Genomic DNA, 14,864 nt, shown 5'->3' with positions numbered 1-14,864 from the left:
GATGGCTGGTCAAAGCGGGTGGCTCCGAATCCGTGTGGCGTGTCTTTGGCCCCTCTTACGGGGTCTGGCACAGTATGTCACGAAAGGATCACAAATCGAAGAGGCCGCAGGTCGCATCCGTACAGTTTTTCCGGGCAGGGGCCACAAGAAATGGCTCTCACGTCGCTGAAGGCCCGTTTGCGCCGCTCGTTGTGTCCTTGAGGCGCGCTTGTAACTCCTTGATCCGCTTGTCGATCAGCTCGATATGCAACCGCGCGTCAAAGGCAATCTGGCGATAGGCAGGCGGCAGTTTCAACTGGGCGATCTTGTCGTCGATTTCATCCAGATTCGCGGCAAAACGTTCTAGCGCCTGCCAGTCCGTCTCGCTATTCACCTCTTCCTCGATCTGGCGGATTTGCGGGTAATGCTGCCAGACCTGCCAACCGCGGAAATAGGCATAAAGCGCGGGCACCGACCGCAACAGCGGCACGACCAGCAGAAGGATCGGCAGGATCAGCAGCAGGGCGCGGTTGACCTGCGCCGCCATCCAATAGGGCAAAAGGTTGTGCCACGCCGAGGGGCCGTTCTGGATCAGGTTGCGGGCGACGTTGTTGACGGCCATGCCCGCGCCCTCGACATTCGGGAAAAAGTCGCGGTTGGTGATGATGTCGCGCGCGGCGTGCAACTCCTTGGCCGCCATGGTCAGGCGGTTGATCAAGGCCGGATGCAGGTCCGGACGGATCACAAGCCGCCCCTGCAATGCAAGCGCGCTTTGCGCACGGAAGGGGCGCACGGGCGACAGGGAAATGGCCCCGCTTGGGATGGTGACCACATCGGCATATTCCAGATGGCGCGAAATGGTCTCGACATAGCTGAGATCGACAAAGGCGATCTTTTCAGAGGTATAAGCGCGCGCCAGATAGGGCGCATCGACGGTGGTGACAAAGACGCCAAGGTCGATGTCGCCCGCCTCGAGCGCGGAAATCGCGTCGGCATAAGAAAGGGGCACATGGGTGTTCAACGTCGGGTCCAGCCCGATCGCCTGTTGAAAGTCGCGGAAGGCCACGGCCGTGCCCGATCCGGGCAGGCCACTGGCAATGCGCAGGTCGCGCCACAACACGGCATTGTTGGGCACCGAGTTCGGATTGGGTGCCAGGAACAGCATAGGTTCAAAGAATACGGCACCAATCGCCTCGGCCACATCGGCGTTCAGCGGCAGCCCCGCCTGCATCAGCGCCACGTCGACCGCCCCTTCGGTGATAAGGTCGGCGTTTTCGGCGGATCCATCGGTATGCACGATCTCGACGGTGATGCCGTCGCGCGCAAGGATGCGGGCATAGTCCTTGGCGACCTTGGCATAGGCTCCGCTTTCCGGCCCGGCAGCGAAGACCAGCGTCTTGGGCGGCAACAACAGGGTCAGCACCAGCGCAAAGAACAGGGCAAAAAACAGACCCGTCAGGGCAATCCAGGCGCGCATCGGCAGGGTTCCATCAGAAAGGCGAGTGTCCCCCAAACGATGCAACGCCCCGCCTGTTCAGGCAAGCCTTATGGCCAAGCCTGCGCTGATTTGCGTGGCGGCCTGACACAAAAAGAAAACGCGCGGCCCGACGCAAAAAGACCGCGCGTGTCCCGATTGCAGCCCCCTTAGTCCAGATTCATGCAGCTCGCATAGTAGGTCACGGTCGCGGGCCAGTCCGAGAAAATGCCCTCGATCCCCACCTCGGTGTGCAGAGCATGCAGCATCGAGTAGTAATCCGCATCCGTGTCGATGGTGTCCTTGACCGACTGGAAGTACCAGCCGCCGCCGGTGGTCAGCGGCCCCGAACGTTCCAGCGTCCAGGTCACGATTTTCAGACCGGCCTCTTTGGCGGCCTTTGCATAGGGCGACGCGACGATCTTGTCTCTGTCGGTCGTGACCAGCATCCACATCGGCGGTGCGATATAGTTCACGCCCTTGTCGGCCAGTTCCTGCATCGAAGGCGCGAAGGTTTCAGGGTTCATATAGTCAAACCCTTCGACATCGTAGCGCCCGTCAAGATAGACCGCCTGTTTGCCGAACTCGGGTTCATTCTCGATCCAGTAAAGCACGTCTTCCAGATTGAAGGACTGCGGGAAGACGTCCTTGGCAGGAATGCCAGCGGCCTTGTATTCGTCGATCAGCTTCTGGGCGTACATCGCCTGTGTAAAGCCCTCGAACGGCATTTCAACCGATGGCGATTTCAGTTCGGGTGTGAACTTGGCGCCAAGTTTTTTGAACAGGGCGATCGACTCGGCATGGGTCATCAGCGTGCCGTCCTCGACCGAGTAGAGATCGGTGCGCCAGCCTGCGGTGCCGTCCATATAGCCCGCGACAGTGGTGGCCGATTTGTCTGCAGCGTCCATCTTGCCGCGCAGGGTTCTGAACTCGGCCAGCGTGATTTCCGAAGTGCGGCATTCGGCCTTGGCGCCCTTGTCGCCCGACGCCGGGGTGAAGGGGGTCACGCAGGTCTTGGCCAGATCGGTGGTCAGGATGTTGGTGGTGGTGTGCAGGTCATTTTGCGCGTGACGGCAGACCAGTTCCTTATCCTTGGTGAAGGTCACGTCGCATTCAAGGATTCCGGCGCCCATGCGCGCGGCGGCACGGTTCGATTCCACCGTGTGCTCGGGGAATTGCAGTGGCGCGCCACGGTGCCCGATCGAAAATTCCGTGCGCTTGAACGGGCCGTTCTCGCAGGCGGCCAGTTGCGCCTTGAGCGGGCCTTCTGGCATCCGGTCGATCAGATAGGCCGGGCGCGGGCCGACCTGGATGGTTTCGGCCATGGCGGTGGTGGCGGTGGTGGCCAGCAGGGCGCAGGCCATCAGGGAATAGGTGCGTTTCATCTCGCTCTCCGTTGTTGGATGCAGAACGCTTGGCGTGGAAATGAAACGGCTTGGTGACAGGTCGGTTAAGGCCATGCAAAACCTTTATGTCCCAAAAATAACGGGCCGATCGACACCGGCCCGCATCAGGGTTCAACGCGAGGATCACCCCTCGGGTGTGTACCAGATGGGCGAAGTATAGGCCCGCTCTTGTCCGGTCAGGACCGCATCCTCGGGCAGTTCCGCGCCAAGGCGCACCTTGTCATAGACCACCCAGCGCGGTGTCGGGATCTCGATCACGCGGGCATAGTAGAATGCTTGCTGGGCCGAGTCGAAATCGGGGTCGGTCCAGACCGTTGCCAGTTCCGCCGCGCCGATCGTGTTGGTCCAGCTGGCCGCTTCGAGGTCAACCGTGTTGCCGACAGGGGGCAGTTTACCATTGGCATCCGGTGTGCGGTTGTCGGACCAGCTCACGTCATAGACCTTTTCATTCAGCGCCCCGTCCGCGTCCCGCCAGCCCTTGATGATCTGGATCCGGTCAAGATTGGCCCCGATGGGATCGCGCAGGGCATAGACCATGAAGCTGGGTGCAGTCGCACCGTCAGGGGCCTTTTGCAGATCGCCGCCCATGGGCACGCCTTTTTCATAACCGGGGAAGGCGGGGTTGCGGGTGCGCAGGTCGGTCTCGGTATAGTCCCACCCGCCGAAGAACCGCACCATCATGCGCGGCCCCGTGGTGGCATAGACCTCTTTGCGGGCCATCGCATCCCAGATGGCATCGCGGGTGTTCTCGGTGGCCCAGACACCGGTATAGCCTGATGCGCTCAGCGACCAGCCCGGGAAGATGCCGTTCTCGGTTTCAGTGAACGGATGGAAGACACGCGTCAGGGACGGTTCTGCCGAAGTGGCCTTGCCGAAATAGTTGTCCTCGTCCCCAGTGGATAGCGAGGTGTGGCTGTCGGTCGACCCGACCATGCCGAACTTGTAAGGGTTGGTGCCCAGTTTCGCCTCAAGCAAGAGCCCCTGTTTCAGCGCCTCGCGAGCATATTCTCCGCTCAGCATGTCCTCGGTTTTGGCCGCGGACAAGTCAAGGTTGCCGGCATCCCAGGTTTCGTAATCGGCAAATTCATCTTCCGGGCTGAGATAGGGGTGGGTTTCGCCATCGCCCTTGATCTGGGTGACCTCGTAAAGTGGTTCCCACTTGTTGCGCGCCAGAACATAGGTTTCGTCGATTTCCTTGCCGGTATATTGCGCATCCACCGGGAACATCAGGCCGTTCGACAGGTTACCGTTATGCGCGATGGCAAGGGCATGGCCGCCGGTGCGGGCCTCGTAGTCTTCAAGCCATTTGTACAGGTCCAGCGGATCGGTCGATCCTACGGGCGGCTGTGTCACCATCGGCAGAACCTGTTCGGCCTTGGCGGCGTCGTCGCGCAAGATCACGTTGCGGTGCAGGTTGTTGCCCTTGACCAGCGACGTCCATTCATAGGCGATGAAGGCGGTGAAGTGACCTGGCTCGTTGTATTTTTCGGCGGCGTCGATGACCTGTTGCCACACACTGTTATAGGCGGGCGAGCCGGGAGAGTAGGCCTTGACCAGTTCGGGGTCCAGCGTCCCTTGGGCAAAGTTGGTGATCAGGTCCAGTGCGGCATTGGCAGATGCTTCACCGCCTTTCTGCATTTCTTCGTACCAGCCGCGTCCCTGATCGCTGGCCAGGATGGCAGGGGCCCCGTCAAACATGTCGGTGGCAAAGCCCATCATGTCCGAGTGATCGGTCAGCGCCATGAAGTCCAGCGGCCGGGCCAGCTTGACCGGCAGGCCGGTGGAGGACACGACCTCTTCGCCACGGGCAAAGCGCCACGCCTCGTCCAGTCCCAGCGTATTGCCGAACAACCCCGCATCGGGCGACAGCGCGGTATGAAGGTGGGTTTCGCCCCAGTAAACGCGGCTAGGGAACCCGCGCTGGGCATAGGGCGAATAGGTTTTGCCGGGATAAACTCCGGCTAGGGATTCCTTGGATGGCACAATCTGGGCCAGTGCCGGTAGGGCCGTCGCACCGGCCAAAGCCACGGCCAAAATGTGTTTGAGCATGTTACTTCTCCGCTGAAAATCGCTTGATTGGGAAAAGGGTAGCGCCAAAGGGCCTTTTCACAAAGTAAACTTTGCAACGCAAAACGCCCGCTATGGGGCGGGCGCTGTGCAGTCAATGATACAGGCTTACTGTTCGCAGACGCCGACCAGCTCTTCGTATTGCTGGGTGATCCAGCCAAGCGCCTGTTCCGGATCCCGCTCTTCGATGCGGTTGGTCATGCGGCTGAATACGGCAGCCGAACGGCTCTCATCCACCATGGTGATGGTCTGCGAGGTCACAACGGTTTCGTAAACAAAGAATGCGATCGCCACCAACAGGATGCCGCGCAGCACGCCGAACAGGAACCCGAGCCCCTGATCCACACCCCCAAGGGCAGAGCGTTGCACCAGCGACGAAAACAGCGGCGTGAACAGCGACACCACCACAAGGGCCAGAGCAAAGACGGCGGCAAAGGCGGCAATGATCGACAATTCGCAACTGTCGGCGAGGTATTCGCCCAGAACCGGCACTTCCTTGACCAGCGGCTCGACCTGCGGCGCAAAGATGAACGCCAGAACGGCGGCGGCTACCCATCCGGCAATCGCCATGACTTCGCGCACGACGCCGCGGCTATAGGCCAGCAGGGCCGAAATAATGATGACGCCCGCGACGACGCCGTCGATAATGGTGAAACCTTCCATGCGCTTTCCGTTCCCTCTGCCGCCGGTTTTGGCGGTTATCCTGCTCCGAAGACATCCCCGACAAAACCGGTCAGATCCCCGATCCGGTTCAGCGCGATGCCGTCCACCGTAAGGGATTTCCCGCCTTTCGGAGCGATTGCCGTTGTGAAACCAAGTTTTTGGGCTTCTTTCAACCTGTTTTCTGTCTGACCTACCGCCCGAAGGGCACCCGAGAGGCTGATTTCCCCGAAAACCACCGTATCGGCGGGCAGGGCGGCGTCTTCCCGCGCCGAGAGCAGCGCCGCCGCCACGGCAAGGTCGGCGGCCGGTTCATTGATCTTCATGCCGCCCGCGACATTGAGATAGACATCCAGACCCGTGAAGGGGATGCCGCAGCGCGCCTCGAGCACGGCAAGGATCATGGCCAGCCGCCCGCCATCCCATCCGACCACCGTGCGGCGGGGTTGTGAATGGGGCGAGGGGGCCACGAGCGCCTGCAATTCGATGAGAACGGGGCGGGTGCCCTCTATCCCGGCGAAAACCACGCTGCCCGGGCTGGGTTCACCCCGATCCGACAGGAACAGCGCCGAAGGGTTGATGACCTCGCTGAGGCCGGATCCGGTCATCTCGAACACGCCGATTTCGTCGGCGGGGCCGAAACGGTTCTTGACCGCGCGCAGGATGCGGAACTGGTGTCCGCGCTCGCCCTCGAAATAAAGCACGGTATCGACCATGTGTTCGACCACGCGCGGACCGGCGATCTGGCCTTCCTTGGTGACATGGCCGACGAGGATCACCGCCATGCCCTTGCGCTTGGCAAAGCTGGTCAGTTCATGCGCGGCGGCGCGCACCTGGCTAACGCTGCCGGGGGCGCTGCCGACGGTGTCGGACCACATGGTCTGGATCGAGTCGATGATGGCCAGTTGCGGTTTTTCCTGTTCCAGCGTGGTCAGAATGTCACGCAGATTGGTCTCGGCGGCGAGTTGCACCGGCGCGTCCGTCAGGTTCAGCCGCTGGGCCCGCATCCGCACCTGCGCGCTGGCCTCTTCGCCACTGACGTAGATGGTTTTCATGCCCTGCCGCGCAAACTGGGCCGCCGCCTGCAGCAACAGGGTGGATTTGCCGATACCCGGATCGCCGCCCACAAGGATCGCGCTGGCAGGCACAAGGCCACCGCCCAGCACGCGGTCCAGTTCGGCCATGCCGCTATGGGTGCGCGGCGGGGGCGTTTCCTCGGTACGCAGGTCGGTCAGGGGTACGCTGCGCCCCTTGGACGTGCCAAGGGTCGCCGAGGATGGACCGGTCGACAGGGGCGCGTCCTCGACAATTGTGTTCCATTCGCCGCATGCTTCGCAACGGCCCGACCATTTGGTGGTGATATTGCCGCATTCGGTGCAGGAAAACTGGGTTTTGCTTTTTGCCATGCCGGCGTTTTTGAACGCTTAACGGCGGCGGGTCAAATGGCTTATTGCGAGCGACGCCAAAACGCAGCCGGTAAACAGGTATAGCCCCCAGCCGGTTTCGACCGTGACATATCCCGCGCCTTTCACGATCACCACATAAAGCGCGATCAGGAACACATCCGCCATCGCCAGTTTGCCGAGGATTTCCAGAACCGGCAGCACCTTGCGCCGCATCAGTCCGAACTGGATGAGCGAAAGCCCGATGGTTTTCATGTAGGGGGCGAAAATCGCCAGAAACGTGACCAGCAGCGCGAGCGCCGGGTCCGTGCCCCAAAGGGATTGCAGCCCGGTGATGATCGAAATCTCGCTGAGACCGAATATCGGCAAAAGCCCCGCGTGCAAAAGAGGAGCAAACCACGCGATAGGGAACAGCAGGAACAGGGACAAGTTGGCAAGACGCAGGATCATGTGGCCTGACCTAGGGGCTGGAACGCAAGGCTGCAAGGGACGAGTTTTCCGGCAAAACTCGCGGCTAGCGCACCGCCTCGATCGGCCCCTCGGCGCTGCCCGAGATGAACTGGGTCAGGTAGGGGTCGCCCGAATTGTCCATCTCGCCCACAGGGCCGGTCCACTGGATTACGCCGTCATGCAGCATGGCAACCTTGTCGGCGATGGCGCGGACCGAAGTCATGTCGTGGGTGATCGTCATGGCCGTGGCGCCCATTTCCACGACGATCTCGCGGATCAGGTCATTGATGACACCAGCCATGATCGGGTCCAGACCGGTGGTCGGTTCGTCGAAGAAGATGATCTCGGGTTCGGCGGCGATGGCCCGGGCCAGGCCGACCCGTTTCTGCATCCCGCCGGAAAGTTCCGAGGGAAAGAGATCTGCCACATCCGGAGTCAGGCCAACCCGGCGCAGTTTCTCGATGGCGATGTCGCGCGCTTCCTGTTTGGGACGCTTGAGCGACCCGCGCAACAGCCGGAACGCCACGTTCTGCCAGACGGTGAGCGAGTCAAAAAGCGCGCCGCCCTGAAACAGCATCCCGAACCGGGCGAGGAACGCATCCCTGTCGCCCTTGGTCGCGTCCTTGCCATCCACCGTGATCGTGCCCTGATCCGGCGTGATCAGACCCAGCACGCATTTGAGCGTGACCGACTTGCCCGTGCCCGAGCCACCGATGATGACCATCGATTCCCCCTTGGGCACATGCAGGTTCACGCCCCGCAAAACATGCTTTGAGCCAAAGGTCTTATGAACGTTCTCGAATGTGATCATGACGTGAAAAACAACGATGTCAGCAGGAAGTTGGCAGCAAGGATCAGCACGGCGGCCGCCTGCACGCTGGCTTTGGTGGCGCGTCCCACGCCCTGGGCGCCACGACCCGAATTCATGCCGTAGTAACAGCCCATGATCGCGGCAATGCCACCAAACACCGATCCCTTGATCAGAGAGGACACGATATCGCTGCGTTCGAGGAAATCGACCGTGTTCTGGACATAGGTGGCCGGGTTAAAGCCCAGTTGCTGCGTACCGACGACAAAACCGCCATAGATGCCGATGATGTCCCCGATCCCCACCAGCACCGGCACCACGAGCAGCGCCGCCAGCAGGCGCGGCGCGGTCAGGTATTTCATCGGATGGGTCGACAGGGTGGTCAGCGCGTCGATCTGCTCGGTGACTTTCATGGTGGCGATTTCCGCCGCGATCGACGAGGTCACCCGTGCGGCCACCATCAGACCGACCAGCACTGGCCCCAGTTCCCGCACCATGCCGATGGCGACGATCTGGGGCACCACGGCCTCGGCGGAAAAGCGGCTGCCGCCGTCATAGATCTGCAAGGCTAGCGCGCCGCCGGTGAAGATCGCGGTCAGGCCCACTACCGGCAGCGACAGCCAGCCGATGTTGAACAGCGCCATCAGGAATTCGCGGCCATAGAAAGGCGGACGGAAGATATGGCTGACCGCCGACAGGGCAAACAGCGTGACCTGTCCGATCAGGGCGAAAAACGCCAGGGTCGCGCGGCCGATTGCCGCCAGGGGCGCGGTCAGGATCATCCCTTGTACCGGCGCCCATAGCGCGCGCCCATCGACGTCAGGATTTCATAGCCTATGGTGCCCGCAGCATCGGCCAGCGTATCGACAGACTGATGCCGTCCCAGAAGGTCCAGATGATCCGGCTCTTCCCCGAGATCGGTGATGTCGACGCCAATCAGATCCATCGAGATCCGCCCGATGATCTTGCAGGGCGTGTCCCCGGCATGGACCCAGGCCTCCGCGCCCATGGCCCGGATGATCCCGTCGGCATAGCCCGCCGCGATGGTGGCCACGCGGCTGGGTCTTTCGGCCATCCACGTATTCGAATAGCCCACGGTTTCGCCCTCTTCCACGTCGCGCACCTGGAGCACGGGGATCGACAGGGCGGCGACCGGGGTGGCGTCGACAAAGGGCATCCCGCCATAAAGACCGATACCGGGGCGGGTCAGTTCAAAATGATAGTCCTCTCCCAGAAGAATCCCGCCCGTTGCTGCCAGTGATCGGGGGGCGTCAAATCCGGCGGTCATCTCGTGAAACACGCGCAGCTGGGTGGGGTTCATAGGGTGTTCAGGATCATCGGCACAGGCCAGATGCGACATCACCAGCGTGGGGTTCTGGCTGGCCGCAATTTCGCGCACGGCGCCCCATTCGGCAGCCTCCATACCCAGACGGTTCATGCCGGTGTCCAGCTGAATGCCAAACGGCGCGCCGGGCAGGGCCTCGACATGACGCAGCATCTGGTCAATCGAGTTCAGCATCGGCACCAGCTGCATGTCTGAAATCATGTCGGTATCCCCCGACATGTGTCCCGAAAAGACATTGATCTCGGGGCCAGGCCCCAACGCCTGACGCAGGGCGACGCCTTCTTCTGCCACGGCCACGAAGAACTTGCGCGCACCGGCCCGCGCCAGGGCCCGCGCGACGCGATCCGCACCCAGCCCGTAACCATCCGCCTTGACAACCGCAGCGGTCTCGCAAGCGGTCATGGAATCCAGCGCCTTCCAATTCGAGATCAGCGCATCAAGGTCGATTGTCAGTTTACCGGTAGCCATGCGGTGTTTGTTGACGGCTCTCACGCCAAGGTCAAGAGGGAAAGGCGTAAACTGAGGATCAGAACGAAAGAACGCGCAAACCCCGCTTGCGGTTTGCGCGTCCCCTGTCTTCATCTTGCCAAAAATACTCGCGCCGCAGGCATCCTGCTGCAGCAGGGTTCAGAAACCCCCGTCATCCTGTTGCTGCCACGGTTTCACAAGGTTGCCAAACCGCGTGAACTGCGCCTCGAAGGACAGCTCGACGGTGCCAATCGGGCCGTGACGTTGTTTGCCCACGATCACCTCGGCCTTGCCGTGCAGTCGCTCCATCGCCTCTTTCCATTCTTCCAGCTTTTCCAGCTCGTGATCGCCCGGCTTTTCGCGTTCTTTGTAGTATTCTTCGCGGAACACGAACATCACCACGTCGGCGTCCTGCTCGATCGAGCCTGATTCCCGCAGGTCCGACAGTTGCGGCCGTTTGTCGTCGCGGCTTTCCACCTGACGCGACAGCTGCGACAGCGCAATCACGGGGATGTTCAACTCCTTTGCAATCGCCTTCATCCCCATCGAGATTTCCGCGATTTCGTTCACGCGGTTGTCCGACATGCCGCGACAGAGTTGCAGATAGTCGATGATCAGCACGTCCAGACCATGCGTCCGCTTCAACCGCCGTGCCCGCGCTGCCAGTTGGGAAATCGGCAGGGCAGGGGTGTCGTCAATGAACAGCGGGCAGGCTTCAAGCTCTTTCGCGGCATCCACAAAACGGCGGAATTCGGCTTCGGTCAGGTCGCCCTGACGGATCTTGTGCGAGGAAATCTCGGACGCCTCGGCCAGAATACGCCCTGCCAACTGTTCGGCGCTCATCTCGAGTGAGAAGAACCCGACCACGCCGCCATCAATCGCGCCTTCGGTGCCATCGCTGCGCTTGCCTTTCTTGTACGCCTTGGCGACGTTGAAGGCGATGTTGGTCGCAAGCGAGGTTTTCCCCATTGAGGGACGTCCGGCAAGGATCAGAAGGTCCGAGGGGTGCAGGCCCCCCAGTTGTTTGTCGAGATCCACAAGGCCGGTCGACACACCCGCCATGCCGCCGCCACGCTCATAGGCCTGGTTGGTCACGTTGACGGCCTCGGTCACCGCTTTCAGGAACGAGACAAAGCCGCTTTCGGTCTGTCCTTGCTCGGACAGCTGATAAAGCGCCTGTTCGGCCTCGACGATCTGTTCCTTCGGTTCCGAGGCAACATCGACCTTCTGGGCCTTGGTGGCGATATTGTTGCCAAGACCGATCAATTCGCGGCGGATCGCCATATCATAGATCATCTGCGCATAGTCACGCGCCGCAAACGCCGAGATCGCCGCCCCTGCGAGACGGGCCAGATAGGCCGGACCGCCCAGTTCCTTAAGGCCCTCGTCGTCTTCCAAAAACGCCTTGAGCGTTACGGGCGTCGCGAGGTTGTTTTTGGCAATACGGGCTGCTGCAACCTCGTAAATGCGGGCATGGACCGGATCATAAAAATGGCTCGAATTGATAATCGAGGCCACGCGGTCATAGATATCATTGTTTGTCAGGATCGCACCCAGAAGCTGCTGTTCAGCTTCGATGGAATGCGGCATCGGATCGGCGTCAGTGGTTTCGCCGGTCGGATTGATCGTTGCGATTTCGTTCATTTTTGCCTGTCTCCCCAGTAGGAGCGGTTCTAGAGGAAGCGCGGGCGCAATACCATCTGGGAAAACCTGTGGATAAGCCCCCGCAAAACCTGTGAGTCTTTTTCTGCCTTGCGCATGGATAGCACAAATTGTGCTATATATCGATGTCGATCGGGCAGCCGACTACAAGGGGTGGGGCTGCGGGCGTGATTCTGGCGACACTTATCCCCAGACTATCCCCAGCCGGATTTTACAGGCTGTGACGAAAAAACCACCGCGCGGGCGGTGGTTTCCATGACTTCAAGCACTTAGGCGGGAAAGCTCACGCTTTCTTGTTGGCTTCCTGCCATTCACGCGGAGATTTGAGGAACTTTTCAACCTCGGCCAGTGTCTCTTCGCTGAACGCCTGCTGGGCGCGGGCTTCGGCCAGAACGTCCCACCACGTGCAAAGGTAATGCAGGTCGACCCCGTGATCGCCCAGCGTCTTGGTCGTTTCCGGGAAAATGTCATAATAGAAGATCACCGCCGTGTGGCCGCAGGTTGCGCCAGTGTCGCGGATTGCATCGACAAAGGACAGTTTCGAGCCGCCATCGGTGGTCAGGTCCTCGACCAGCAACACGCGCTCGCCTTCGCTCATTGCGCCCTCGATGCGGGCGTTGCGGCCATAGCCCTTGGGTTTCTTGCGCACATAGGTCATGGGCAGCGCCATGCGTTCGGCCACCAGCGCGGCAAAGGGAATGCCCGCCGTTTCGCCGCCCGCGATATTGTCGAACGCTTCGAAGCCCGCGTTTCGCATCACGGTGACGGTCAGGAAATCCATCAGGGTCGCGCGGATGCGCGGAAACGAGATCAGCTTGCGGCAGTCGATATAGCTGGGCGACGGCAGGCCCGAGGCCAGTGTATAGGGTTCATCCGTGTTGAAGTTCACCGCGCCGATTTCCAGCAACATGCGGGCTGTTAGGCGGGCCATTTCCTCTTGCGAGGGATAGGAGGTGGGGATCATGGGATCATCCTCTGGTGTTGTCGGCGGTGGCGATGTCGGGGCGCCTCCGGTGGAAGTGTTTTGGCAAAGAAGAAGTTCAGGCGACGCGCCAATAAAGCGGGAAGCCGGGATCAAACACGGTGACGGTGTGATCGCCTGCGGGCAAGGTTTCGGGGAAAGCCACTTCCGCATCGCCCTTGGTCAAGGTGATCGTGTCGGTGTTGACGGGCAGTCCGTAAAACGCAGGGCCGTGCAGCGAAGTAAAGCCTTCCAGCTTGTCCAGCGCGCCGCCTTCCTCGAACGTTTGGGCGAGGATCGACAGGGCATTGGGGGCGGTGAAACACCCCGCCGCACAGCACTCGGCCTCTTTGGCGTGGGTCGGGTGCGGGGCGCTGTCGGTGCCTAGGAAGAACCGCTTGTCCCCTGAAAAGGCAGCAGCGCGCAGCGCCTCGCGATGTTCCCGGCGCTTCAGGATCGGCAGGCAGTAGTAATGCGGACGCATCCCGCCGACGAGCATGTCATTGCGGTCAAAGATCAGGTGCTGCACGGTGATTGTCGCGCCAAGATCCTTGTCGTTGGCGAGAACATAGTCGGCGCCGTTCTTGGTGGTGATATGCTCCATCACCACCCGCAGACCAGGGATCGAGCGGCGGATCGGGTCCAGCACGCGGTCGATGAACACCGCCTCGCGATCAAAGATATCGATGTCGCGATCTGTGACCTCGCCATGTACGCAGAGGGGGCAGCCGATTTCGGCCATTTTCTCAAGCACCGGGCGGACCTTGTCAAAGTCGCGCACACCGCTGGAGGAATTGGTCGTCGCCCCTGCAGGATAAAGCTTGACCGAGGTGATCAGACCGCTGGCATGGGCGGCGGCCACGTCTTCGGGATCGGTGTCTTCGGTCAGGTAAAGCGTCATCAGCGGCTCGAACGTCAAGTCGGCGGGCAGGGCGGCCATGATGCGCGTGCGATAGGCGGCGGCGTCCGCGCTGTTCACAACCGGCGGCACGAGGTTCGGCATGATGATCGCGCGGGCGAAATGGCGGGCGGTCTCTGGCAGCACGGTCTGCAACATCGCGCCGTCGCGCAGATGCAGGTGCCAGTCATCGGGGCGGGTGATCGTCAGGCTTTGGGTCATGCCTGCCGCTTACACAAAACCGTGCGCCCGCGCCAGTGGGGCGCGGCAGAAAATCGCGTCAACCGGCTTCGAGATCACCAAGCGCCTCGCGTTCCAGTGCTTCTAGGCGGTGCAGGAACTTGTGCGATTTCATCCGGCAGACCACGTTGGCGCAAAGTACCGCCTCAAGCACGGTGCGGTCGGCAAATTGAAGCGCTGTTGCCAGCCGTTCCAGATAGGGTGGATAGCTGCGTCGCGCGCGGGCCATGGCATAGAAGGCCGCCTCGTTAAAGGTCCCGCTGGCGACCTTGGCCAGAATGCGGAACAGAAGCTGCATTTCAAGCAGGTCATTTTCGATATTCGCGCCCATGAAAGGCATCCGCAGCGTAGTTACATTGGATCGCGTGAACATGCCGGCATGGATCGCGTCCAGCCGCTCATAGGGGTCGTGGATCACAAAGGCCTCGGCCGCCGCGTCCAGCATGTCGGGCGCATAGCCATAGCGGTCGGTGAAAGAGGTCCGGCGCATGTGCATGTGCCGGGTTTCCCACCCAGTGATGCGTGGATCGAGCGTCGCCTGCGGCTGGATCGCCACGACACGCGCGCCCGGAGCCGCGACCGAGAACGCCGCCGCTGCATAGGCACAGCCCGGTCCGGCGCCGTAAAAGACCACCTCTTTGAAATCCTCGAAAAACCCGTCATCCACCAGCCGGTCGAAATAGGCATAGACCGCCGGATCGCGGAACCATGTGTCACCATCGGACAAAAGACAGAGGTGTGACCATCCCAGCGCCTGCACCAGCTCGAACCCCAATGGTTGACCGGTGTCGCCCCGCGCCTGAATGCCCTGATATGTTTCGAACGTGACCAAAAGCGTCGGCTTGTCCTCGACAAAAGCGGCAACATGCCGTTGTCCAAGGGGTTGAAGATACCCGTCTTCGTCGACGATTTCCTCAAGCTTTTCAAGCCACTCGCCGATCTTTAAACCCAGCATCGGCACGTCAAAGCCGTTCACTGCATCCTGCATTGCCTGTTTATCCTTCTTGCCTGCCCTTGCCCCTTGGCGGCGGGGATTTTTTGTC

General features: G+C 61.1%; 13 protein-coding genes. All 13 read right to left on the bottom strand.

The window, feature by feature from the left end; translation table 11 throughout:
- Positions 1 to 157 precede the first annotated feature (157 nt).
- The 13 genes from WNE31_RS05340 to WNE31_RS05280 all read right to left on the bottom strand — a co-directional run bounded on the left by WNE31_RS05340 (position 158) and on the right by WNE31_RS05280 (position 14,809).
- Positions 158 to 1,456, bottom strand: a complete 1,299-nt coding sequence (locus tag WNE31_RS05340) for a TAXI family TRAP transporter solute-binding subunit (protein ID WP_349978665.1) — start codon at positions 1,454 to 1,456, stop codon at positions 158 to 160.
- Between the two features lie 167 nt (positions 1,457 to 1,623).
- On the bottom strand, positions 1,624 to 2,838 hold the full coding sequence (locus WNE31_RS05335; RefSeq protein ID WP_349978664.1) for a glycerophosphodiester phosphodiesterase family protein: 1,215 nt from the start codon (positions 2,836 to 2,838) through the stop codon (positions 1,624 to 1,626).
- A gap of 144 nt (positions 2,839 to 2,982) precedes the next feature.
- Complete coding sequence (locus WNE31_RS05330) at positions 2,983 to 4,908, bottom strand: DUF3604 domain-containing protein (protein ID WP_349978663.1); 1,926 nt, start codon at positions 4,906 to 4,908, stop codon at positions 2,983 to 2,985.
- A 126-nt stretch (positions 4,909 to 5,034) separates the two neighbouring features.
- A complete protein-coding gene (locus tag WNE31_RS05325; RefSeq protein ID WP_349978662.1) occupies positions 5,035 to 5,589 on the bottom strand; it encodes a CvpA family protein in 555 nt (184 codons plus the stop codon).
- A 35-nt stretch (positions 5,590 to 5,624) separates the two neighbouring features.
- A complete protein-coding gene (radA, locus tag WNE31_RS05320; RefSeq protein ID WP_349978661.1) occupies positions 5,625 to 6,992 on the bottom strand; it encodes a DNA repair protein RadA in 1,368 nt (455 codons plus the stop codon).
- 18 nt (positions 6,993 to 7,010) lie between these two features.
- Positions 7,011 to 7,439 carry a paraquat-inducible protein A gene (locus WNE31_RS05315; RefSeq protein ID WP_349978660.1) on the bottom strand — a complete coding sequence of 143 codons (429 nt, stop codon included), beginning with the start codon at positions 7,437 to 7,439 and terminating at the stop codon, positions 7,011 to 7,013.
- 64 nt (positions 7,440 to 7,503) lie between these two features.
- Positions 7,504 to 8,250 carry an ABC transporter ATP-binding protein gene (locus WNE31_RS05310; protein WP_349978659.1) on the bottom strand — a complete coding sequence of 249 codons (747 nt, stop codon included), beginning with the start codon at positions 8,248 to 8,250 and terminating at the stop codon, positions 7,504 to 7,506.
- Positions 8,247 to 9,029, bottom strand: a complete 783-nt coding sequence (locus WNE31_RS05305) for an MlaE family ABC transporter permease (RefSeq protein WP_349978658.1) — start codon at positions 9,027 to 9,029, stop codon at positions 8,247 to 8,249. Before WNE31_RS05305 ends, WNE31_RS05310 begins: the two co-directional genes overlap by 4 nt.
- Positions 9,026 to 10,060 (bottom strand): alanine racemase, encoded by a 1,035-nt coding sequence (gene alr / locus WNE31_RS05300; protein WP_349978657.1) that lies wholly within the window; start codon positions 10,058 to 10,060, stop codon positions 9,026 to 9,028. The genes WNE31_RS05305 and alr overlap by 4 nt, the downstream gene beginning before the upstream one ends.
- A 159-nt stretch (positions 10,061 to 10,219) precedes the next feature.
- Positions 10,220 to 11,704, bottom strand: a complete 1,485-nt coding sequence (locus WNE31_RS05295; protein WP_349978656.1) for a replicative DNA helicase — start codon at positions 11,702 to 11,704, stop codon at positions 10,220 to 10,222.
- Positions 11,705 to 12,005: 301 nt separating this feature from the next.
- A complete protein-coding gene (locus WNE31_RS05290) occupies positions 12,006 to 12,686 on the bottom strand; it encodes an orotate phosphoribosyltransferase (protein ID WP_349978655.1) in 681 nt (226 codons plus the stop codon).
- A 76-nt stretch (positions 12,687 to 12,762) separates the two neighbouring features.
- Entirely contained in the window at positions 12,763 to 13,803 is a 1,041-nt protein-coding gene (gene pyrC / locus WNE31_RS05285; RefSeq protein WP_349978654.1) for a dihydroorotase, read from the bottom strand.
- A gap of 58 nt (positions 13,804 to 13,861) precedes the next feature.
- The gene (locus WNE31_RS05280) at positions 13,862 to 14,809 is read right to left on the bottom strand and encodes a phosphoadenosine phosphosulfate reductase (protein ID WP_349978653.1); all 948 of its coding nucleotides are present in this window, start codon (positions 14,807 to 14,809) and stop codon (positions 13,862 to 13,864) included.
- Positions 14,810 to 14,864 lie beyond the last annotated feature (55 nt).

The organism is Shimia fortis, assembly GCF_040225985.1.
Lineage (GTDB): Bacteria > Pseudomonadota > Alphaproteobacteria > Rhodobacterales > Rhodobacteraceae > Shimia.
Note: the sequence above shows the minus strand (reverse complement) of the source record. Positions and strands in the feature narration are given on the sequence as shown.